We start from the raw sequence: 21666 nt of genomic DNA on the forward strand, positions 1-21666 counted from the left end.
TGTTATCCGGCCAAAGTAATGATTGTGAATCTGCAAAAAAAGCGACAAATACTCCTGACAACAGATCACTTTTATTGATGGAATGGCTTTTATCTAAAAAGTGCAGTCATAGAAGTGTCAGCTAAAAAAAACCGGGCTGTGGGCCCGGTTGTATGGCGTTGCGCGCTTGCGGAGCACTCTTCAGTTCGCGAGGCCGGCCTTTTCCAGCACCTTGTCTAGCCATGACTGATCAATAGCACCGGTGGCGATTTCGGCTTTTACTTGCTGTTCGTGGACATCATGCTCTCGCGCCTTGAACAACACCTGTTCGGCGTGTTCGGGGGAGAAAGCGACCAGCCCGTCTTCGTCTCCGACAATGATATCGCCCGGGTTGATGATCATCCCCCCGATGCACACCGGGACATTGATCTCGCCGGGGCCGCTTTTGTAAGGGCCGCAATGCACCACGCTGCGGGCATAGCAAGGCGTTTCGTCAAAACTGGCGACATCACGGATGGCGCCGTCGACGACAAAACCGACACAGCCACGTTGTTGCGCATACAGCTTGATCAGCTCGCCGATTACCGCATTGGTCTCGTCACCCTGGGCGTCGATCACCAATACGTGCCCCGGTTCGATCAGCGTGAGGGCCTTGTAGATGTAAAGGTTGTCGCCGGGGCGAGTCTTCACCGTCAGGGCTGTGCCCACCAGTTTGCCGGTGTTGTTATAGCGAGTCAGCCCTCGGGCACCGATGTGCCTCCCCAGGTTGTCGCTGATATGCGGGGTGACGACGCTCTGGAAAGCATCCAGGAGCGGACGTGAGACCTGAGGCGGAGAAGGGTAAATACGTGAACCGGGCAATAACATAGCGACCTCTATCAACGACTGAACCCTTGTGGGCTATGCGTTCATAGTAAGAAAGGTCGCTTCGTACTATTAGCGATATTTATCTATGAAAAAACATCGCTTTTATTCTGGTTTCTCGCACCAGCGTTACCACACCATGCGGCTGAAATCACAGCAGCGCGCGGCCAGACGTGCAACCTCGACACTGAGTCCCTGAAGACGATCGGCTCGGTGTACGGCGATGTAATGGATCGGAGGCAGCGCAGGGTCGGTTTCGATGACCTGTAGCCGACCCTGATCCACCAGCGGCGAAAGACACTGACGAGGCAGGTAGCTGACGCCGACACCGGACAGGGTCAGCCCCAACTGGGCAATCAAGTAATTGCTTTTGATCGTACGGTTGACCCGAACATCATTTTGGGCAAACCAGCGTTCGTAAATCAAACCGGTGCCGGAGCCGCCGCCTTGAGTAAGAACGGTGTATGAAGAAATGGCCTGCATGTTCATGATCTCGTTACCCTGATGCAGAGAAGGAGCGCACATCCAAGCGTTCTCCACCGAACTCAGCGGCGTGCTGACGAAACGTGCGTCGGCAAAGACGTCGGGAACGATAATTAGATCGAGCTGGTCGTTCTCAAGTTTAGCCACCAGTTCGGTGCTGAGTTCGACCGAGGGCTCCAGTACTACCTTGGGATAAGCAGCACGTATTCCCTCCACCAGAGCCGGCAGCCAAGTCATGGCGGTCAACTCGGTGACGCCGATGCGAAAGCGTCTGACCAGCACTTCCTTGGAGCTGATGCGTTCAAGCAGGTAATCACGCTGACGCAGAATTTCCGTAGCCTGCTCGAACAATTCCGTGCCTTTTTCCGTCAGGCGCGCACTGCGTTTTGAACGATCAAAAATCGGCATATCGAAGGCGTCTTCCAACTCCTGAATACGCTTGGAGATAGCCGACTGGGACATGTTTAGTTTCATGGCTGCGGATTCGAAGCTACCCAGTTCCACAATCCAGTAAATAGCTTCCAGTTGCTTGAACGTGATCATTGCTCAGGCTCGCTTGAAAAAAAGTGGTCCATTATTTACCAAAACCATCGAGTTAACGCAGCTGATAAACAGCAAAACCCGGCCATGGCCGGGTTGGTTTTGCAGCGATGGATTAACGCAGGCTGGTACAGAACGCGCGGATGGCCTCGCAGGCTTGGCGCAATGAAGCGTCATCCAGGGCATAGGCAATGCGAATGTAGGGGCCAAGTCCAAAAGCGCTGCCATGCACCACGGCCACATTTGCTTCGTCGAGTAGTGCGTGGGCAACATCTTCATCTGTTTGCAGCACTTGACCTCCAGGCGAGGTACGACCGATCAGCGCGGCACAGGAGGCGAACGCGTAAAACGCGCCCGCTGGACTGACGCATTCAAGACCCGGTGTGGTGTTCAACAGTTCCACCATCAAATCGCGACGCCCCTGGAACGCGGCACGGCTTTCGCGGATGAAGTCCTTGGGTCCGTCCAGCGCGGCGAGTGCGGCCTGTTGTGAGATCGAGCTTGCACCAGAAGTCTGCTGACCTTGCAGTTTTTCCATGGCCTCCAGCAGCCAGCGCGGCCCTGTGGCAAAACCGATGCGCCAGCCGGTCATGGCATAGGCCTTGGACACACCGTTCATGGTCAGGGTTCGCGGTGCCAGCCGTGGTTCAACCTCGGCCAGGGTATGGAACGTTTGATCGTCGAAGATCAGATGCTCGTAGATGTCATCAGCCAAAATCAGCACATGAGGATGAGCCAACAATACCTCAGCCAGCGCGTGCAGTTCTTCTCGGCTGTACACCGCGCCGGTTGGGTTGGACGGCGAGTTGAGGATCAACCAGCGGGTCTGCGGCGTGATCGCCGCGGCTAGCGCCGCGGGCGTCAGTTTGAAACCGGTATCGGCATCGCAGGTGACGATTCTGGTTTCACCGCCGCACAGTTGAACCATCTCCGGATAACTGACCCAGTACGGCGCCGGCACGATGACTTCGTCACCCTCATTGAGCGTCGCGGCCAAGGCGTTGTAGATCACCTGCTTGCCACCATTGCAGACGAGGGTGTCTTGCCAGGTAACGTCCAGGCCATTCTCACGGCGGAACTTGGCGGCCACCGCTTCTCGCAGTGAACGTACACCGGCGACCTGGGTGTAGCGGGTGTGACCGTGTTCAATAGCGTGAATGGCAGCTTCACGTACATGTTTAGGCGTATCGAAATCTGGCTCGCCAGCGCACAGCGAAATGATCTGCGCACCTTGCGCCCGACGTTCTGCCACGCGGTCCATGATGCGATAGGTCGCCGATGGCTGCGCGCTGGCCAAGCGCTGGTTCAGCCGTTGGATGTCGGTACTCATGCCCGGGTTCTCCACTCCGTGAGGTTCATCAATTCCAGCGTCGTGCGGCCGTCAGTGAGCGCTTTCATCATCAGCGCCTCCTTGCTCGCGCGCGCTTCACCTTCGGCCAGGGTGCGTGCTGCATCCGCCTTGGGAATGATGATCACACCGTCCTCGTCGGCCACCACCCAGTCGCCCTGTGCCACGAAAGCTCCGTTGAAATTGAACGGTTGCCCCACCGAAGGCGCACTGGCCTTGACCGTGCCTTTTACCGAGATGCCGCGGGCGAACACCGGGAACTGGCGTTTCTTCAGGGCCGCAATATCGCGTACGCCACCATCGATCACCAGTCCGACCACGCCAGCCGCTTCGGCCGCCACGGTCAGCACTTCGCCCCAATAACCGGCGATGAAGCTACCCGTACCCACGACCAGCACGCTGCCACGGGGCACTCGTTCCATCGCCAGGTGCAGGGCGAGGTTGTCACCCGGCGAACATTCCAGAGGGTAGGCGGGGGCGGAGATGAAGGCGCCGTCCCAGATTGGGCGGATCGCACTGTCGACACCGCAAGGCAGATGAGACGCTTCATACAGCGTCGAACTGCCCAGCACTTTTGCCCGCGCATGGAAATCCAGAGGGAGGGGGAGCGTGGTCATCAGACTTTCCTCTGCAAGCTGTGGTAACCCATTGCGGCCCGGGCTTCTTTAAGGGTTTTGCCTTGGGCGATCAGGGCGCGGATATCGCCTTCGACTGATTCGATTTGGCGGGCAACGGTCGCGACTTCACGAGCGCGGGTTCGTGGGACGATCACCACGCCGTTGGCGTCGGCGACCACGATGTCGCGGGCACAGACCCGGGCCGTACCAATGGACACCGGCTGGTTGACCGACTGAACTTGCACGCGGTCTTTGCCGGTGCGCATGAAGCGGCCTCTGCTGAAGATTGGATAGCCATCACCCAGTGCTTTGTTCACGTCACGGCAAACGCCGTCGATGACCGTGGCAGCGATCTGCCGAGTACCGGCGTACTGGGTCATGATGTCGCCCCAGACGGTGCAGTCGGTGCGGCCGCCGTTGTCGATGACAACCACATCGCCAGGCGCCACGTCTTCGATGAAATCGCCCACGGTGCCCGGAGGTACGCTGGCCGAGACGTACTGCACGGTGAACGCTGGACCGACGATGACCTTGCTGTAATTGTCCAGCGGCGCTACACCGAGGCATTGACCGGGCAGGCCAAGTTTATCCAGCGCATCGGAAACGCCCGGAGTGTCCAGGCCTTCAAACAAGGCAACCAGTTCTTTGTCTTCAAGATTCATCAGATGTGCTCCACGCGGATCGCTTCGAACTGGGTGTCATGCATTACCTCGGCCACCGACCGACCGCTGCGAACAGCCTCGACCATGCCGTCCTGACGGCGGGCGATCCGCTCGCCAAGGTTGAGTACCTTCTCGATTTCAGCCTGGGGTATAAACACCGTCCCGCAGGTATCGGCGATCAGATAGTCATCCTCACTGACGTCGACACCGGCTACGGTGATCGTGACGCCCGCATCAATCTGCACTACCCGATTGCGCGCGCTGATCATGGTCACGCCGCGGCCGTAAACCGGGTAGCCAATCCCTTCGCTGCCGTCGATGTCGCGACTGAAACCGTCGATCACTGTGCCCCGTACGTGCTTGCCGGCCGCGGCGTTGGCGAGGATGTCGCCCCAGCAGGAAATACCCTCGATACCGCCGGCAATCACCAACACGCGATCGTCGCTGGCAATCTGTTCAATCACTGGCGTAATCAGGTGCACCGTGGGGACATTGTCGGACTTGGGGGCCAGCAGCACGGTACTCGCGCGACCGACAATTCTTGGGCAGTTCCACAAGGGGCGCAGCCCCACGGTAGCACCGGGCAGACCGAGGAAGTCGAGCGCATCGGAGACCGTGTTGGTATCCAGCGCCGCCAAGCGATTGAGCAAACTCTCATGGATCATGGGGAAGCCTCTGTGGTGACGGAGGCGCCCAGTGTCGGTGAGGTAATTTGATAGGTATATTACGAATCACAGAAGCATTAGATACGTTAAACCTATGGAATGATCATGATCAATTTCCGCCTGATTCGTCACCTCTGGTTGTTCCTGGCTGTCGCCGAAGAACAGAATTTTGGCCGCGCCGCCAAGCGTTTGGGCATGTCCCAGCCCCCTCTGAGCGAACAGATCCAGGTGCTGGAGCAGGCGCTCAAGGTCAAACTATTCGACCGTTCGCGACGCGGGGCGAAACTGACCCCTGTCGGCGCGGCGATCCTGCCCGCGGTGCGCAAGTTCGCCGAGCAACTGGAGCGCCTGGAACTCGCAGTGGAAGAGGCGGTGGCGGGGCAGTCAGGGATGTTGACCATTGGCGCGATTTCCACGGCCATGTTCGATGTGTTGCCGGGGCTGATCGAGCAATTGAAGAGCGATTACCCGCATCTCACTGTGTCTGTGCGCGAGATCGACAGCGTCGAAGCGGTTCCTGCGCTGGAGGCCGGCGATATCGACCTGGCTTTCGCCCGCCTGGACGGTGACCTCGGGGCCTCGATCAAATCGTTGCCGCTGACCGAGGATCGGCTGGTCGTGGCCTTGCCCACTGATCATCCGCTGGCTTCGCGCAAGCGGATCAGCCTGTCCAGTCTATCCAACGAGCCTTTGGTGATGTTTTCCAGAAAGGTCAGCCCGGTGTATTTCGACAATCTCATCGCCACCTGCCGAGCCAGTGGTTTTTCCCCTCGCGTATTGCATGAAGTGCGCTCTGTCGCCTCTCAAATCGCCTTTGTCAGCTACGGTCAGGGCATCGCACTGGTGCCAGCGTCGCTGAAAAAACTGGCCCCGGACAACGTAGTGTTTCGACCGCTTAGCCAGAAGCTTAATGTCGTAACCACTGCCGTGGCCTGGAATGCGGATCGGCCTAATCCGCTGGTGGAGGAGGTTGTGCTCCGGTTCCGTGATAAGTCGTAAGTCGGCCAAGCGCATTGCCGTAATGGTCTATCGTGAATGGGTATATTGCTTGTCCTTAGGGGGCCATCCAGAACCTGGACACGGTATTCGCCTTCGCCGACATCACCATGTCACTGCTGGCCTTCGTGAATCTGATCGCTCGGGCGTTGTTGTTCAATGCTGGGATGCGCTTGCTGCGTGACTATGGTCAGCAACGCAAGGCTGGCATCAAGGCGCCTGTCTTCAATTCAACTCAGTTCAAGGATCTTGATCTAGATTTGCAGGCATGGCCGAACCGGGAAAGGTAATTAGGGGTCAGCAAGAGCATTCATCACAAGTAGCATCTGTATTCGCTACCCAATAAGTTAAATGGGCCCATGGATTATCATGGGCCCTTTTAAAAAATCGCAGTAATCGTCAGTACCTTAGATCCTAGCAGCCTGAGACTTGATGCAACCTCTCAGCCCGGTGCGTTTTTCGATCTCACCTGAACCGCTGATGTATCCATAGCGGGACAGGTTAGGCATCAGCATTGCTGCGATGAAAGTAATGGTTATCACACCCGCGACGTAGAAGAAGAAATACTCCTCAATACCCTGCGCCCGAAGCGACAAGGCGACGTATTCGGCGGTGCCACCGAACGCCGCGTTGCCAACGGCATAAGGAAAGCCCACACCCAATGCACGAACTGCTGGCGGGAACAGTTCAGCTTTCACGATCCCGGCAATCGGTGTGTACAGCGACGCGATAGCTAGGCCGCCAAACACTAGCAGGAACGCTGTAAATGGACTGCTGACTGATTGCAGTGAATAGAGCAGCGGGACCACCAACAACATGGCCAACCCGGAAAACAACAGCATGTGGACCTTGATCCCGATTCGGTCGGCGAGCAGACCAAAGAGTGGCTGGCAGAACATGAAGCCTACCAAGGCGGCGGTCATGATGAAGCTCACCGTTTCCGGACTGAACCCCGCAGAGATCACCAGAAATTTCTGCATGTAGGTCGTGAAAGTGTAGAAGTAAAGCGAACCGCCAATAGTAAACGCTACCACCAGTGCCACTGCACGTTTATGTTTGAACATGCCGCGCAGCGAGCCGGCATCTTTACGGTTCATGTCTTTCTTGGTGGCGGTTTCATGCATCGCGCGGCGCAAATACACGACTACGATAGAACTCAAGGCACCGATGAGAAACGGAATTCTCCAGCCCCATTCGCGCAATTCCTCACCGGTAAGAGTTTGTTGAAGAATGACCACAGTCATCAGGGCCAGGAGTTGACCTGCGATGATGGTGAAGTACTGGAACGATCCATAGAAACAGCGACGACCAGGTGTCGCGATTTCACTGATGTAGGTGGCACCTGTGCCGTACTCTGCGCCTACGGACAGGCCCTGAATTAGTCTGGCAACTACGAGCAAAACCGGTGCAGCCACACCGATGGTTTCATAGGTTGGCATGACGGCAATCAGCAGGGAGCCGGCGCACATCATGAACACCGAGATAATCATCGACACTTTTCTGCCGCGAGTATCAGCAATCCAGCCGAAAATCCAACCGCCCAGAGGGCGCATGAAAAAACCGACGGCGAAGACGCCGGCGGTTGCGAGTAGCTGGCTGGTTGTATCGCCTTTTGGAAAGAACGAAGCCGCAAAATAAATGGCGGTATAGGCATAAATGAAAAAGTCGTACCACTCCACCAGATTACCCGAGCAGGCACCCATGATGGCTCTGACGCGATTCGGACTTTTTATCTGATCGGACTTTTCAGTGTGGAGTGTTGAGTCGCTGGTTGATGCAGACATTTTGTTCACCCTTGCTTCAAGGCGAGACGATACGAGGCCCACGCTGATGCGTGTCCGACGTTGCTAGCTCGATGGGTTGATGTGCTTAACGCAGTTGCAGTGATCCTACGACGACCAAGGCACATGAAGAGGGGGGATGCATATGAGAGGTCAGCTGTTCGCTGACTGTGTAAGGCGGGTCGGTCAGGTAACGAGAAATGGAGTAAATCATGGCGTAAGCCCTCGAATCTTATTCTTGTAGTCAGTCGAACGCTCTTGGCGTCGACGTTGATTGCACGCTACCGCAGAGTGACGAGGGTAATAAGCCGTCAGCCAGGCCTAACTGATATACCGAAATTCTATAGCTTGTCTTGCAGCCCCGGCGGGCTGGGGTATACAGCGGCGCTATGCCTGCAAGGGCCCCGTGCAATGGGGGTTCTGCGGCATTCCAAGCGGCGCTAATGCGTTTACACTGACGCTACATTCGACGCATTTCGCGCCGAGCCCGATTCGACTGGCCTGCTAATGGATGTCGTTCAACTCAAAACACTGATCCATGTTGCCGAGCTTGGCAGTCTCAGTAAGGCCTCCGACCGCCTGCACATTGCGCAACCGGCATTGAGTAGACAAATTCGTTTGTTGGAAAAAGAACTCGGAACCTACCTTTTTGATCGGCATGGTCGAGGCATGGAGATCACCGATGCCGGCCGTGAAGTGTTGGCGCATGCCACCCGAATCATGGAAGAGATGGAATCCATTCGAAGCTCGGTCGTGGGCGGGAAGTCATCTTTTCGGGGCACCGTGGTGATTGGCACGACACCGACAGTTGCGGAAATCATCACCGTTCCGCTAGTACGCAAAATCAAAGAAGAGCATCCGAGTCTCGCCATCAGGTTTTCTTCGGCCTTCAGCGGCTACTTGCTGGATTGGGTTCAGCGTGGCGAATTGGAGCTGGCGATTTCTTACGATCCCCTACCCTTGCATACATTGCGTATCGTGCCGGTGATGATGGAAAACCTGCTCCTGGTCGGTCCCGCGAGCGCCAACCTGCGTCTTGATACGCCAGTGTTATTCGAGGCTTTAGGAGGGCAGCAATTGGTGTTGCCTAGCGCTCGCCACAGTCTTCGCGTGATTCTGGATAACTGTGCGCGTGAAGTCGGAATCAAGCTTAAGACAAGCGTTGAAGCTGACTCGTTTGGCGCGATGATCGACCTGGTCCGCAACGGCTTCGGTTTGACCGCTTTGCCTCTAGCATCCATTTACACGCAGATTGAATCTGGAGTGCTCAGTGCTGCACCTTTAGTCGACCCCATTCCGATGCGTAAGTTGGTCCAAGTCTTTCCTGCGGACAGGCGAGTCAGCCCTGCCGCAAAATTTGTTGGAGATGCGTTCATCGAAATTGCCGCCGATCTTGTAATTCGCGATATCTGGGCAGGGCACATGCTCTGAGCAACCTACAGGTGGAGTTCGTCGGTAAGTCTCCAAGAAACAACCAACATTCGTTGACCACGAACTTTTGAAGGAAACCCCCGTTGTCTTCCAACAGTACGCCGCTCGTGCTCATCCCCGGATTGCTTTGTGATGGCCGTCTCTGGGCACATCAAAAGTCTGTCTTGGAAAATTCAACGCCTATCTACATCCCCGATGTCTCCCTTGACTCAAGCATTGCACAGATGGCGCAACGAACTCTGGATGAGGCACCGCCCTTTTTTGCGCTCGCTGCGTTGTCGATGGGTGGATATGTGGCCATGGAAATTATGCGCAAGGCACCTGAGCGGGTATTAAGGTTGGCACTGATCGACACGATGGTGCGACCTGATGATGACGCCCGTGCCAAGGCACGGCGTGGATTGCTAGACCTTGCACAACTTGGCAGGTTCAAGGGTGTGACCCCGCACCTGCTACCCAAGCTTGTGCATCCCCGCTGCATTGGAACTGCAATTGCCAATACGGTGCAAGAAATGGCCGAAGCAGTCGGAAAGGAAAGGTTTGTTCGGCAGCAATTGGCGATTATAGAGCGTCCAGATTACCGACCTTTATTGAAGAGCATCGTGGTCCCAACCTTGATCGTTGTGGGCGAAAACGACGAAATCACCCCGCCATTCGAATCGGAAGAAATCCATCGCGGCATACCGCATTCTCGATTGGTCGTGCTGCCTCAATGTGGACATCTGCCGCCGCTTGAGCATCCTCAACTCACAACACAGCTGCTAAGTCGGTGGCTTGCAGACAGTTAACGCGCGAATCGAGTTTCTTATGCGTCCGTTGCTTTCCTTGTCTTTTTATCTTTGATGACATCGTTTTGAAAACTCCAAATCCACTACCTGGCAAACTCGGCATCGTTCTATTGGGAATGCTGCAAGTTTTGGTCTGGGGAGGTTCATTCTTCCTGATGGCCGTAATGGCCGATCCGATCATTGAAGAGACAGGCTGGGCTAGCCAGTGGGTCTATGGCGCGTTGTCTCTCAGCATTCTTGTTTCTGCGATGTTGGCTCCGTTGATCAGTCGACTAATCGCCCGCTATGGTGGTCGCCCAGTTCTTGCCAGTAGTGGTCTAGGAGTCGCAATTGGATTGTTTCTGATGGCCAACGCCACTTCATTGCCGTTTTTTCTATTGGCTTGGTCAGTCATCGGAATTGGCATGGCGCTTGGATTGTATGAAGCACTATTCGCCTGTTTAGGTTCACTTTACGGGGAGCGAGCAGGCGGTGCGATTACAGGAATTACGTTGATTTCAGGGTTTGCGACAACGCTGTCCTGGCCGGCGGTTGCGCTGGTCATCGAGTACGTAGGTTGGCGCTTTACGTGTTTGGCATATGCAGCGTTGTTAGTACTCACGGTGGCACCGCTTTATATGTGGGTGCTGCCCAGAGGTTCAGTTTCACTCACGAAAATTGACGCGTTGTACGATGGAAACCTTTCGATTGATCGACGGGTTTACTGGCTCCTGACAACGATTTTTGCGTTGGGCGCAGTGATCATGACGGCAATCTCTGTTCAGCTGATTTCTTTGCTTCAAGGTCAGGGGTATTCACTTGCAGCTGCCATCGGATTCAGCGCTTTATTGGGTCCGAGTCAGGTAGGCTCCCGGGTTCTGCAAGTATTTTCACGAAAGCGACACCCTGTTTGGACGACGTTGATCTCTGTCGTACTTGTGGCAGTCGGTCTGTCGGTTGTGACCATTGCGCCAGCGATGACGGCTCTCGGTCTCGTACTTTATGGCGCTGGTAATGGTTTGCGAGCGATTGTTCGGGGGCTGCTACCACTGACCCTGATGTCCCCGACGCATTATGTATTGCTGATGGGGCGCATGGCTCGACCTTCGCTTATCGGACAAGCACTGACACCTCTTGCTGGTGGTTACCTTTTGCAAACGTGGGGGGCGGGAGGCGTGCTTGTTGGACTAAGTACGTTGGCTGTGTTGAATGTAATACTGGTGCTTTCACTCCTACAGCTAGTTCGAAAAAAATGACCGCTCCTGGCCGTTCTCTGCCGATCCGGGTTACAAAGCGTGGCTGGTCAAATCCGATGCAATCGGTGCTCAGAACGAATGCAAACGACTGGTCAGGTCGAATGCAAGCGGGTGGTGAAGTGGAGTGCAATTTCGATGCTTCGCTGCACTGGCCTCAACCGCTACTCAGTACCGACGTGGAGGCTACTTGTTTGAACGTCGACCATCGGTAAAACGATAAATCGAACGCTCGAAAATAGAACCCTCTCTAAGCTACATGCTCCCAATATCGAGAGCATTGAGAGGTGTGTATGAACAACGATCCCAAGCAACAAGGCGGGATGGGGCAAGACGATCCAATGCCGACATCGCCCGATCCATTGAGCCCCGGGCGCACTGACGTTGACCCCATGAAGGAAGAAGGGATTGATGAGCTTTCTGACAACGAAGGTGAGCGTCCTCTCGACGATGACGATACCGGACTGGATCCTGACCGGGTACGCGAAGAAACAGACAACGCGATAATGGATAGACCGCAACATCCCCGCTAAAAACTCGAGTTGTAGTGGCCCTGTACCCGGCAGGGCTCTCCACAGAATTGCTAATTCAGCAATACGGCTTCGCTTCGGATTACCCTCAATCAAATTCAGCGACAGCAACAACAGTGGCCATCATCAGGCAGCGAGTCGAACGCCCCCAAGGCATTCTTCTGGCTTGACCTGATTTTGTTGGGCGACACGGCAGACATTAGACATCAAGCTGTAATTCCAGATCGCCATTTGCCAATTTACGAGTAAGAACAACGGTGCCGGTAAGCGGCTGCTTTGAGGGCTGGGTAGCGGTTAACGTGTGCGCCTTGTGAAGATCGTCCGGGAATGGTGGTTGCACCTGCACTTGAAAGGCACCAGGCGTAATAGGGATGATCATTGCCTCGCATTCCACACTTTTTGCGATTGGGCCAAGAAATGTGTCCAAAAGATAATCTAAGCGTATGCGGCAGCTCATGAAACATCTCCTTTCAACACAGTGGCTCGGTGGGCCAGAGGCTTCATAATCATCTGTTCGCTAGACGGTAAACGTAGTGCTGAAGTTCAACGCGGAGGCATCAGCGGCGTGCTGCGGAATTGAAACGCGCTTCTCCAAGCAAATTCTGCCTAAAGCTTTCGTAGGCCAGAAGAGCAAACGGGCGGATCAGCTTCGGACTATTTGCTGCAGGCGAGGCAGGTCTGAAACCTGTCGCCGGATTTGTATTTTGTGTTGCTGTCATTGTCGAACTGGCAAAGGGGGGACGTGATCAGAAATGCCCCGTTCGAGGAGGAATCCATGCTCAGCTATCTGTTCATAGGTGCCAACGATGTAGAGGCATCTGCACGTTTCTACGATGCTGTTCTATCGCCACTTGGCTATGAGAAAGATCGATCCGAGGGGCAATACTGTTTCTCGCTCCCCGAGACTGCGGACAAGTCCAATGGGCCAGGTAGCATTCATATCGCCCAGCCCTTCAATGGCCAAGCCGCTACGGCAGGGAATGGCATGATGCCGGCGCTGCGGGCCAATTCCAGGGCAAAGGTAAATGAGGTGCATGCTGCAGGCGTTGCTAGCGGCGGGTCGGATGAAGGTGAGCCAGGTATCCGAGAGGCCTACACCGATGACTTCTATGTCGCTTATATGCGAGACCCAGTCGGAAACAAGATCGCCGTCTTCTTCAATGGTTGATTGGTTCTAGCATTAAGTCACTCATACTGTACGGGTGCCATATGTCGCAATCGCGGCACGCAGAAAACCAGATAAAACTTTAGCGGAATGGTGGGAGTCATCATAGGAAGCCATTGCTCAACAGAGCAAGAGCCAATCCAAGCCTTGGAGAATTCACATGAGCTTATTGAGCACGATTTTGGAAAAACTCGGGTTAGGTAAACACGCTGCGCCATCAGCTGCTCCTGCTGCCCCAACCGCTGGTGCTTCTCCCGTTGCACCACAGGCATCGGCTTCCACCCCGACGGCTGCGATCAGCGAAGTCGACGTTGCCTCTAAACTGGAAGCCTTGGCGAGCCAGCAGGGAGAGCAGCTCAATTGGCGTACATCGATTGTAGATTTGCTCAAGCTGTTGAACATCGACAGTAGCTTGGCTGCCCGTAAGGAGCTTGCTGCGGAGTTGCACTACACAGGATCTACTGACGATTCGGCGGCAATGAACATCTGGCTGCATTCAGCTGTCATGAAAAAGCTGGCGGAAAATGGCGGGAAGGTTCCTGCGGATCTGCTGAATTAGGTTTGCCTTGTTTAGCTACAAATCTTGCACTGGGTGCGTATCGTATTTCTGCGGGCCGAAAAAAACCTAAGAACGACGCCACGCGCCTAACAACACTGTGTGGAAAGGTACCAATCAGCATAAGGTGTATTAGTGACCTGACATCTATTGAAGTCAGGGCTCCCGTCATACCACCAGACTGGCCCGCGCTCACCGAGCTCTACCTTGGCCTTCCGCACCTTTGCCCTTGCTGCCGACAATTGTCCAAGATCGGAAGCAGCTTTCGCTGCTTTTACCTCTCGACGTGCTGCCATCAATTCCTTGACCAATAGCTGCCGCACATCCTCATCCAACGTTGGATTGGCGCAACGCCACAGCTGCCCTTTGACAACGAAGTAGCGACCGTCAGGTGTCGTTGGATACGTGTCGGAAAATGCCTATATGTGCATTAGCTTAGCTCGTACTGAACTGCTATCGACTTCTCCACAGCGGGTTTCAGCTGGCAGGCTATACAAGGCCGACAAACGACAGGATAACCAGGACGATCACCACTGCCCCAACGATGTAGACGATACTGTTCATGGAAACCTTCTCTTGATCTGAACGTGATTTCGACACCAAGGTGTCTAATACGAACGACACCTCCACTGGCAATTCCGTTCCGCAAACCAAATTCAGATGCGGCGTCATCACACCAATGTTCCTTCGCGATATTAAGAACCTTCTCTGGTCACCAGATGTCTATTAATGGACGTTTGCTCAAATGTGAACCCTGCAGCGGGATACGACCTAAATGAGCAAAATAAAAGCACTGACTTCATGCAAATCGGCGTTTGTGGTGTAACGTTAGGATAACAGTCACGGAGAGATTTCCATGTCCAAACTCGCAGAATTTCGTCAGCTCGAAAAACACTTGGCCGAACAGCTCCAAGCGCTCGAAGCTCTCAAGGGTGATGCTGGTCTGAAGCAAGAAATCGAGTTCGAAACAAAGCTCCGCGCCTTACTTGCAAAGTACGGCTACAGCTTGAAAGACGTCGTTAATCTGCTTGATCCACAGACCGGTCGTCGTGCTCCCGCAGCCCAATCACAATCGAGCACGCGCAAGCCTCGCCAGGTGAAGGTCTACAAAAACCCTGAATCTGGTGAAGTTGTCGAAACGAAAGGCGGCAACCACAAGACGTTGAAAGAATGGAAAGCCAAATATGGCTCGGACAAAGTCGAGTCCTGGCTGACCAAGTGATTTTGGTTTGAGTACAAAAGGGCCCTGCGAGGGCCTTTTTTGTTAAACACGATGTACTATCGTAATGGCTTTTTGCCGTGATCGGTATGTTCTGGGGCATGCTGGCAGCGTAAAGCATCTTTCTGAAATTTAATCGGTTGATTCAGTCATTACCGGTGATTGGATCTCCGTTCCTCAACATGAATCTCACGGTGCTCATGACGCCAGAGTGACCCGACCTAATGCAATTTTTCACACGGAGAATTCCAGAATGGCAGCGCATCATAAAGAGAAGCACTCAATAGACAACATTGGTTGGCTGCGCGCTGCCGTATTGGGGGCCAATGACGGAATCGTTTCAACTTCAAGTCTGATTCTGGGCGTAGCCGCCTCTCACGCAACTCACAACAGCATCCTTGTAGCGGGTGTCTCTGCTCTCGTCGCCGGTGCTATGTCGATGGCTACCGGAGAGTACGTTTCCGTGCAGTCCCAAGCCGACACGGAAGCGGCTGCCCTAGAGACGGAGCGAATTGAGATTCAGGAAAATCCGAAGGGCGAGAATCGTGAACTGACAGGAATTTATGTTGAGAGAGGACTTGAGGCGCCGCTTGCAAAAGAAGTCGCGACTAAACTAATGGATCACGACGCCTTGGGGGCGCATGCCCGAGATGAGTTGGGAATCACCGATGCGATGAGTGCAAAGCCATTACAGGCTGCTCTTGCATCTGCGCTAAGCTTTGCCGTAGGTGCGACACTACCATTACTCGTGGTCGTAGTAGTTCCACAAGAACATCTCATCCCAGTCATCGTCGTCGCGTCGTTGGTCTTCCTTGCTATCCTTGGCGGCTTGGCGGCCAAGGTCGGCGGGGCGAATATTAAAAATGGGGTTTTACGTGTGACTTTTTGGAGTGCGCTTTCGATGGCGGTGGCAGCAGGAGTCGGTGCCCTGTTGGGAACCACAGTATAAAACCCGGAGCGGATTCCAGAATTAAATTCTTGATGGTGAGAGTGGGCCTTTATACAAGGATGGAACAGGGTTTATATATTTGAAGGCAAGAGAAAAGCAGCGCTGCCCCCACACACCTTTATCCGATAGGATGCCGCCGGTTTTTTCTTCTGTTTTCTTTAGCTTTTTAATCCCACAGGATTGAAAGCTGGAACAGAAGCTGAAACTGAAACGCAGGCCTTGGGGGCCCAAGGGGAATCGCATTACTTACAGCCGTGGGCTGCTGCTTATGCTTTGAATACAAAATACCGTCAATTTTTTCAAAAAAAAATCCACATATTGCTATTCATCGGTTTTATTTCGTTTTTTACCATAATATGTTGTGTTTCGGCGGGGTGGGGTGATGTGAGAATCAAGTGGAGCTAGAGTCAGAGCTGGAAGCGACGGTCTGGGCAGTAGCATTGCGTGCCTACGGTGCATCGCTTCATCAGGTACTTGGGCAAGCGTTGGCGCAATACAAAAGACAACCTGGGTTGGACGAGCTGACGCGCTTGCACCCGAGCACAGGGGGGCAAGCTGGCGTCCGCGCACTTGGTTGTGCTCTCTCCAAAGAGATGCCGAACTGGGGCGATCGGCACCGTGATGACTACATCGAGATCCGGCGCCGGCTTCGTTGGCATATTGCCCGTCACCTTCACCTACCTGAACTACACGCCAAGAGCGATAAGGGCAATAGCGTCCACTTATTTTAAAGCGGACGTCATCGCCCTCACCGAAGCCACAAAATGGCTATCACATGTTCAACGACATTGGCTTTTCTCCTCCGTCCGGGAGGCCGAAACGACCACTGACGAAGTTCAGGAAAGCTCCATATGGTCGTCCCAGAGTTAGCATAATTACCGTCACACCAAGCGATCCATACAGCAGTTCTTCGCCGTTAGCACCGCAGATTGCCAATATGGCTGCATAGATTGGTACCTGGAAGCTTACGAGAGCGAGCGAGTCCCACAAGATATGGGAACTTCGACTCGTGCTGGAAAATCTCATGAACCAGTCTCGCCAAAGCCCATATGGGCGGCCAGTCAGAACCATAAGCCCGGCACCTAGAAGTCGGGTATGAAGCACCTGCTCCCAAGCCATCCCCGCAATGAGCCGCTCGTTAAGGATGCCTGTAACGGTAAAAAATAGGATCAACGCGAGAGTATCCGCAGCGAAAGATCGCCACCTATCGCTTCGATCTTCAGTTGAATAAGACAAATCGCTTACCTCCTGCCTCGTTTAGAGCGCTATGTCCGAAGAACTGGGCTTCACGCCCCGATCCCAATTCGCTGTGACAAGTCGCCAGGTATTTTTGAATAATAGTGGTGACCTACACTCATGTGCGGAACAGATGCCCCCTCATTTCGCTCAGCGTTCCAAGATATTTTCTCGCATTGCTGCGCACCACAAGTTGCCGGTCGATGACGTTGGTCATCGGCATGCGCCAGATTCGGCCAACCCCCTGGAAGTCGGCATTTTCTGTTTTTGGTGTACCGTTAGAGCGTTACTCAGAAGAGGTTTCCCGTGTCCAAACTCCAGAATTTCGCCAACTCGAAAAACACCTCGCAGAGCAGCTCCAAGCTCTCGAGGCTCTGAAAGGTGATGTCGGCCTGAAGAAAGAAATTGAATTCGAGACCAAGCTACGTGCTCTACTCGCCGAGTACGGCTACAGCCTTGCTTGATCCACAATCTGGCCGCCGTCGTGCTCCAGCTGTCGAGTCCAAAACTGGCAGCCGTAAGCCACGCCAAGTGAAGGTCTACAAAAATCCACACACTGGCGAGCTCATCGAAACCAAAGGTGGGAATCACAAAGACCTGAAAGAATGGAAAGCGGAACACGGCTCGGCGACCGTTGAGTCCTGGCTGACCAAGTAATTTTGGTTTGAGTACGAAAGGGCTCTTCGAGGGCCTCCTTGTATCTCATCCGAGAGAGGCGGTTGTTCTTCTCGGCGCAGAGATCAAGCATCTCCTGGGTCTCTTGAGTAACGCCTAGCTGGCGCTACCATCCGCGCGCTTCTGGCCAAAAGAGGGCCACAGGAGTATCAATGCTGGCCAGCGCTTCCAGATTCAGACCTACCTTGGCCGCCCCTGCGCAGTATCAATATCGTCACCTCATAAACGAGGACGGTTTCCCCCCCCCCGTCGTAGCGATGTCAACTTTAAACACAACCCACCCTCGTTCATGGTTTCCTGCGTGGATGAGTGATCGAACGACTTGAGCCGAGAGCTTGAGAATGTCTCCAGGCACTACTGGAGCAACCATCCTTAAGCCATCGATCTTCCCACCCGCAACGACGTTTGTTTGAAGCAGTAAGGCATCACACATCAAACGTTGCGAGAAACTGAACGTCTGTACCCCGCTGGCACAGTGCACCCCAAGCGGACTCGAGCGGGCAAGGTCAGGATCAATATAGAAACTAGAAGGAGCCCGCACGGGCTCCGAAAAACTGAACCGTTACGCGTTTAAGCCGAAAGGTACTCGTCCACAGATTTAACGGTGGCGTAGCCGAACTCAAATGCTGCCATCATCGCCGCATGCGCTTGAGCGGCAGGCACGTTCACGCCGCGAAATGTGAGATCCAGGGTGGCGCAGGCATCATGCAGCACAGTAACCGGATAACCCATGTCCGCCGCAGCACGCACTACAGCGTCGATGCACATGTGGCTCATCGCACCCACCACCACGACATCTTGGACATCGAAAGCATCCAACTGCTTCTTGAGATCAGTGTCTCTGAAGGCGTTGATGTGCTTTTTAACGATCACGGGTTCTTGACCAACAGGAGCTACAGCGGTCTGAATTTCCGCTCCGCTAGATCCCTTGATAAATATCGTGGCACCCTCATTATCGGATTCATGCCGTATATGAAAAACTGGAATGCCTGTATCTCGCGCGCGACTAATCACTCGGCTAGCATTCGCCACAGCTGCTTCGACCCCAGACAAAGGCAACTTGCCAGTCGGCAGGTATTCGTTTTGCAGATCAACTACTACAAGGCCTCGTTTCATAACGATCTCCAATTAAGTCACTAATTTGTTTTTTTCGTGAAGGCTGATCTGCCTCTCACAGACTGCGTAAAAGCGGGCCGTTGAATAAACCACTTCTCTTCGTGAGAACCCAGTCGCTAATAGGTGATCACGAGCCGCCTTCAACAGCGGCTCCCGGTGCTTTAAATCAAAACTCCAACGAAGCGCCATCTTCCGGAGTATCTACGCGACTCTCGATACCCTGCTTCTTGACATAGGTGCGCAATTCTTCGCGGGTCAGGGACATGTGATTGATTGCGTCCATGTGCACGGCGACGATTTTCGCGTTCTTCGCGGCCTTTGACGCGCGCAGAACGTCCTCCTCGCCCATGATGATCGCACCCTCGTAGCCGGTCATTTTTGCTTTCCCAGCATTGAGCACGATGACCTCGGGGTGATATTTCTCGATGGTCTGGTCGACCTCTTTACGCCAGATAGTGTCACCGGCGAGGTAGAGGGTCTTGTAGCCTGGCGCCTGAAAAACGACGCCCATGGCTTCGCCCAGAGGTTTAGCCAAAGCTGGTACGGCATACATTTCGTCAGTGCCATGCTGACCACCGGTCTTGGTGATTTTGACGCTCCCGAATTCAGCTTCATAAGTCAGTACGCGCACATTCTTGAAGCCTTGGGAGCGAATCAGCTGCGCGTCTTCTTCATGCTGCGTGAACAATGGGATGTCTTTAGGCAGCGCTTTTTGTGCGGCATCGTCCCAGTGGTCAAGATGCGTATGCGTGACGATGACTGCGTCGACACCAGAGATAACTTCAGCGGGCGACTCGGTCAGATCAACCAGAGGATTGCGCAGGTTGCTCCGGTAGGTATTTTCAAACCCTGGGTAGGCTCCCTTTTTGGCCAGCATAGGGTCGATCAGGAAGGTCGTGCCGCCGTAGGTGATTTTCACCGTTGCGTTACGAACTTGCTGCAAGTCCACTTTATGGGATGCGTCCGGCGCGTTGGTGACGTTTGAGCCCGCAAATGCCGGAGTGGCGGCAGCAGCGCAAACAATGCTGAGGGCAAGCGGAAGCGTTCTGAAGTTCATGTGATTAATCCTGTAGATACATCGAGAACACCATTCTTGCCGAATGCTTTTAAGCCTGACAGTGGCCTGAATGACATATTTCGATATAATCGGGCCAAGCGATACGCGGGGTCTGGATTTATGCGATGAGGGGGGCGACGTTCTCTTCCCTCCTTGAAATACATCACTGTGAACGATCGCTCACAATTCCTGTATGCGTTCGATAGCAATTACACGGCAAATCCGAGGCGGCCTGATGCAATCCATACGTGTTGCTGTTCTAGCTTTCAACGGCGTGAGCCTGTTCCATCTCTCTGTGCCGGGAGTGGTGCTGGGGACGGCTCAATCCGCACCTGGTGAACCTCGATACGAGGTTAGTTACTGTGCAGAGACGCCGGGTATGGTGAGTAGCGACCAAGGCATCGGCTTGGAGGTCACTCATGGCCTGGAACTGATGGAGTCCTCTCACGTAATTGTCATTCCAGCGTGGGGCGATCAATCGGTCGCTGCATCCGCACAGCTCGTGAAAGCCTTACAGCTCGCTAATGTCCAAGGAAAGCTCATAGTCGGGTTATGTTTGGGAGCATTCGTGCTCGGAGATGCCGGGCTGCTTGATGGCAAAGAAGCAACCACTCACTGGGCAGTCAGAGACGAGTTTGCGCGACGCTTCCCTGAAGTTCGTTTCAGGCCCGAGGTGCTCTATGTCAGTGATGGCAACATCATGACCTCTGCGGGAACCGTGGCGGCAATCGATTGTTGCCTGCATCTGATACGCCAGCGGCTCGGTGCTGATGTGGCGAATCGCACCGCGAAGATGCTGGTGACGCCGCCGCATAGGCAAGGAGGCCAAGCTCAATACGTAGAACATCCTGTGCCGCAGCTATCCAGCGAGACTCATTTGTCTGATGTACTGGCGTGGGCCCGAATGAACCTAGCCAGTGATCTATCGCTCGACGTCCTGGCAGACATGGCGAAAATGAGTAGGCGCACGTTTACTCGTCGCTTTAGGGAGGCCACTGGCAGTACCGTCTCTAAATGGTTGAATGCTGAGCGAGTCGCCAGAGCACAACAGCTGCTCGAAACGACCGACCTACCTATCGAGTGTGTCGCCGGTGAGGCGGGTTTCGGAACGCCTTTGTCGTTGAGACAACAGTTCGGCGTTCACCTCGGCACATCGCCTTCTGAGTATCGGCGAATGTTTTTCCGTGAAATGAGGCCAGGCCCGAAGGCGGGCGGCAGTGAGCACATTGCCGAGCCATCCACCCCTTCCCAGCTAAAGTTTTAATTATGCCTCTTAGCTCAGGCAGCAAGAATCCTAACGACAGCGAGCAGCGCCTGAAGTGGATGTAACCAGCGCGCGACTTCAGGTTGCCTGAACCATATCAGCCAGGCAGCCAGCCATAAGAATCGAACAGCGGCAGTATGACGAAGGCAACACGCCATTCGTAACTGTTGACGACAATGCTCGGGCCCAACGCAGCAATCCCCGGGCCCTATCAGGCTACCGGCATGGAACAGTGAGGTCGCCATTCCGCGCTCGCCGGCAGGCACCCATTCGCGCAGAGCGCGTCCCCCGGCGGGGTACGAAGTCGACCCTCCGACACCCATCAGCAAACGAGTGATCAGCATGGAGAAGAAACCCCCTGATGCTGCAGAGAGGAGGGGGGCGACAGACCAGACGCCGATGCCCCAGGCGTTGACCAGCCGAGTATCGTATCGATCCTCCAGCATTCCCATGGGTATGAGTGCGAAGAGGTAAAGCCATAAAAAGGAGGACAGCAGAAGGCCCAGCACGAAG

Annotated in this window: 25 protein-coding genes and 2 pseudogenes; 12 read left to right on the forward strand and 15 right to left on the reverse strand. The window is 54.4% G+C overall.

Translation table 11 applies throughout. The annotated features are described in order from the left end of the window. Positions 1-180: 180 nt before the first annotated feature. The 6 genes from ACA054_RS15275 to ACA054_RS15300 all read right to left on the reverse strand — a co-directional run bounded on the left by ACA054_RS15275 (position 181) and on the right by ACA054_RS15300 (position 5158). Positions 181-846 (reverse strand): RraA family protein, encoded by a 666-nt coding sequence (locus ACA054_RS15275; RefSeq protein WP_497690141.1) that lies wholly within the window; start codon positions 844-846, stop codon positions 181-183. 126 nt (positions 847-972) lie between these two features. Continuing rightward, positions 973-1869: a LysR family transcriptional regulator gene (locus tag ACA054_RS15280; protein WP_497690142.1), complete on the reverse strand. Its 897-nt coding sequence runs from the start codon at positions 1867-1869 to the stop codon at positions 973-975. Positions 1870-1981: 112 nt separating this feature from the next. Further along, a complete protein-coding gene (locus ACA054_RS15285; RefSeq protein ID WP_497690143.1) occupies positions 1982-3196 on the reverse strand; it encodes a pyridoxal phosphate-dependent aminotransferase in 1215 nt (404 codons plus the stop codon). After that, entirely contained in the window at positions 3193-3831 is a 639-nt protein-coding gene (locus ACA054_RS15290; protein ID WP_497690144.1) for an RraA family protein, read from the reverse strand. Before ACA054_RS15290 ends, ACA054_RS15285 begins: the two co-directional genes overlap by 4 nt. Then, a complete protein-coding gene (locus tag ACA054_RS15295; RefSeq protein ID WP_497690145.1) occupies positions 3831-4493 on the reverse strand; it encodes an RraA family protein in 663 nt (220 codons plus the stop codon). Before ACA054_RS15295 ends, ACA054_RS15290 begins: the two co-directional genes overlap by 1 nt. Then, positions 4493-5158, reverse strand: coding sequence for an RraA family protein (locus tag ACA054_RS15300; RefSeq protein ID WP_497690146.1), 666 nt, complete (start codon positions 5156-5158; stop codon positions 4493-4495). The genes ACA054_RS15295 and ACA054_RS15300 overlap by 1 nt, the downstream gene beginning before the upstream one ends. A 105-nt stretch (positions 5159-5263) precedes the next feature. Here ACA054_RS15300 and ACA054_RS15305 point away from each other — a divergent pair, with 105 nt between their 5' ends. Both ACA054_RS15305 and ACA054_RS15310 read left to right on the forward strand, forming a co-directional pair. After that, entirely contained in the window at positions 5264-6157 is an 894-nt protein-coding gene (locus tag ACA054_RS15305; RefSeq protein ID WP_497690147.1) for a LysR family transcriptional regulator, read from the forward strand. 59 nt (positions 6158-6216) lie between these two features. Continuing rightward, positions 6217-6444: pseudogene (locus ACA054_RS15310) on the forward strand (alanine:cation symporter family protein); the annotation flags it as partial. A 117-nt stretch (positions 6445-6561) separates the two neighbouring features. On the opposite strand, the gene ACA054_RS15315 reads toward ACA054_RS15310, so the two are convergent. After that, positions 6562-7938 (reverse strand): MFS family transporter, encoded by a 1377-nt coding sequence (locus ACA054_RS15315; protein WP_497690148.1) that lies wholly within the window; start codon positions 7936-7938, stop codon positions 6562-6564. 504 nt (positions 7939-8442) lie between these two features. Here ACA054_RS15315 and ACA054_RS15320 point away from each other — a divergent pair. The 4 genes from ACA054_RS15320 (at position 8443) to ACA054_RS15335 (ending at position 11919) form a co-directional block, all read left to right on the forward strand. After that, entirely contained in the window at positions 8443-9366 is a 924-nt protein-coding gene (locus tag ACA054_RS15320; RefSeq protein ID WP_497690149.1) for a LysR family transcriptional regulator, read from the forward strand. 83 nt (positions 9367-9449) lie between these two features. Continuing rightward, a complete protein-coding gene (locus tag ACA054_RS15325; RefSeq protein ID WP_497690150.1) occupies positions 9450-10154 on the forward strand; it encodes an alpha/beta fold hydrolase in 705 nt (234 codons plus the stop codon). Positions 10155-10270: 116 nt separating this feature from the next. Next, on the forward strand, positions 10271-11389 hold the full coding sequence (locus ACA054_RS15330; RefSeq protein WP_497690305.1) for an MFS transporter: 1119 nt from the start codon (positions 10271-10273) through the stop codon (positions 11387-11389). Positions 11390-11679: 290 nt separating this feature from the next. Then, positions 11680-11919, forward strand: coding sequence for a hypothetical protein (locus ACA054_RS15335; RefSeq protein ID WP_497690151.1), 240 nt, complete (start codon positions 11680-11682; stop codon positions 11917-11919). Between the two features lie 196 nt (positions 11920-12115). Here ACA054_RS15335 and ACA054_RS15340 read toward each other — a convergent pair whose 3' ends face one another. After that, positions 12116-12373: a hypothetical protein gene (locus tag ACA054_RS15340; RefSeq protein ID WP_497690152.1), complete on the reverse strand. Its 258-nt coding sequence runs from the start codon at positions 12371-12373 to the stop codon at positions 12116-12118. Positions 12374-12691: 318 nt separating this feature from the next. Between ACA054_RS15340 and ACA054_RS15345 the strand changes: the two genes are divergently transcribed. Together ACA054_RS15345 and ACA054_RS15350 are read left to right on the forward strand one after the other, a co-directional pair. Beyond that, the gene (locus ACA054_RS15345; protein ID WP_497690153.1) at positions 12692-13084 is read left to right on the forward strand and encodes a VOC family protein; all 393 of its coding nucleotides are present in this window, start codon (positions 12692-12694) and stop codon (positions 13082-13084) included. A 157-nt stretch (positions 13085-13241) separates the two neighbouring features. After that, the gene (locus tag ACA054_RS15350) at positions 13242-13640 is read left to right on the forward strand and encodes a DUF3597 domain-containing protein (protein WP_497690154.1); all 399 of its coding nucleotides are present in this window, start codon (positions 13242-13244) and stop codon (positions 13638-13640) included. 86 nt (positions 13641-13726) lie between these two features. On the opposite strand, the gene ACA054_RS15355 is transcribed toward ACA054_RS15350, so the two are convergent. Together ACA054_RS15355 and ACA054_RS15360 are read right to left on the reverse strand one after the other, a co-directional pair. Beyond that, on the reverse strand, positions 13727-13996 hold the full coding sequence (locus tag ACA054_RS15355) for a hypothetical protein (protein ID WP_497690306.1): 270 nt from the start codon (positions 13994-13996) through the stop codon (positions 13727-13729). 130 nt (positions 13997-14126) lie between these two features. Further along, a complete protein-coding gene (locus ACA054_RS15360; RefSeq protein WP_497690155.1) occupies positions 14127-14309 on the reverse strand; it encodes a hypothetical protein in 183 nt (60 codons plus the stop codon). Between the two features lie 184 nt (positions 14310-14493). Between ACA054_RS15360 and ACA054_RS15365 the strand changes: the two genes are divergently transcribed. Next, complete coding sequence (locus ACA054_RS15365) at positions 14494-14859, forward strand: histone-like nucleoid-structuring protein, MvaT/MvaU family (protein WP_497690156.1); 366 nt, start codon at positions 14494-14496, stop codon at positions 14857-14859. Between the two features lie 250 nt (positions 14860-15109). Then, positions 15110-15805 (forward strand): VIT1/CCC1 transporter family protein, encoded by a 696-nt coding sequence (locus ACA054_RS15370; RefSeq protein ID WP_497690157.1) that lies wholly within the window; start codon positions 15110-15112, stop codon positions 15803-15805. A 771-nt stretch (positions 15806-16576) separates the two neighbouring features. Here ACA054_RS15370 and alaE read toward each other — a convergent pair. Further along, positions 16577-17041: an L-alanine exporter AlaE gene (alaE, locus tag ACA054_RS15375; protein ID WP_497690158.1), complete on the reverse strand. Its 465-nt coding sequence runs from the start codon at positions 17039-17041 to the stop codon at positions 16577-16579. 320 nt (positions 17042-17361) lie between these two features. Here alaE and ACA054_RS15380 point away from each other — a divergent pair. Beyond that, positions 17362-17698 (forward strand): annotated as a pseudogene (locus tag ACA054_RS15380) (histone-like nucleoid-structuring protein, MvaT/MvaU family); the annotation flags it as partial. A gap of 232 nt (positions 17699-17930) precedes the next feature. Here the strand turns inward: ACA054_RS15380 and ACA054_RS15385 are convergent. The 3 genes from ACA054_RS15385 to ACA054_RS15395 form a co-directional block, all read right to left on the reverse strand. Continuing rightward, positions 17931-18257 (reverse strand): MaoC/PaaZ C-terminal domain-containing protein, encoded by a 327-nt coding sequence (locus ACA054_RS15385; RefSeq protein ID WP_497690159.1) that lies wholly within the window; start codon positions 18255-18257, stop codon positions 17931-17933. A gap of 29 nt (positions 18258-18286) precedes the next feature. Further along, entirely contained in the window at positions 18287-18832 is a 546-nt protein-coding gene (locus tag ACA054_RS15390) for a cysteine hydrolase family protein (RefSeq protein ID WP_415767597.1), read from the reverse strand. Between the two features lie 166 nt (positions 18833-18998). Continuing rightward, positions 18999-19889 (reverse strand): MBL fold metallo-hydrolase, encoded by an 891-nt coding sequence (locus tag ACA054_RS15395; RefSeq protein ID WP_497690160.1) that lies wholly within the window; start codon positions 19887-19889, stop codon positions 18999-19001. Between the two features lie 235 nt (positions 19890-20124). Here ACA054_RS15395 and ACA054_RS15400 point away from each other — a divergent pair, with 235 nt between their 5' ends. After that, on the forward strand, positions 20125-21153 hold the full coding sequence (locus ACA054_RS15400; RefSeq protein WP_497630936.1) for a GlxA family transcriptional regulator: 1029 nt from the start codon (positions 20125-20127) through the stop codon (positions 21151-21153). 14 nt (positions 21154-21167) lie between these two features. On the opposite strand, the gene ACA054_RS15405 is transcribed toward ACA054_RS15400, so the two are convergent. Then, positions 21168-21662 carry an MFS transporter gene (locus ACA054_RS15405; protein ID WP_497690307.1) on the reverse strand — a complete coding sequence of 165 codons (495 nt, stop codon included), beginning with the start codon at positions 21660-21662 and terminating at the stop codon, positions 21168-21170. Positions 21663-21666 lie beyond the last annotated feature (4 nt).

The organism is Pseudomonas sp. LBUM1653 (assembly GCF_059716115.1).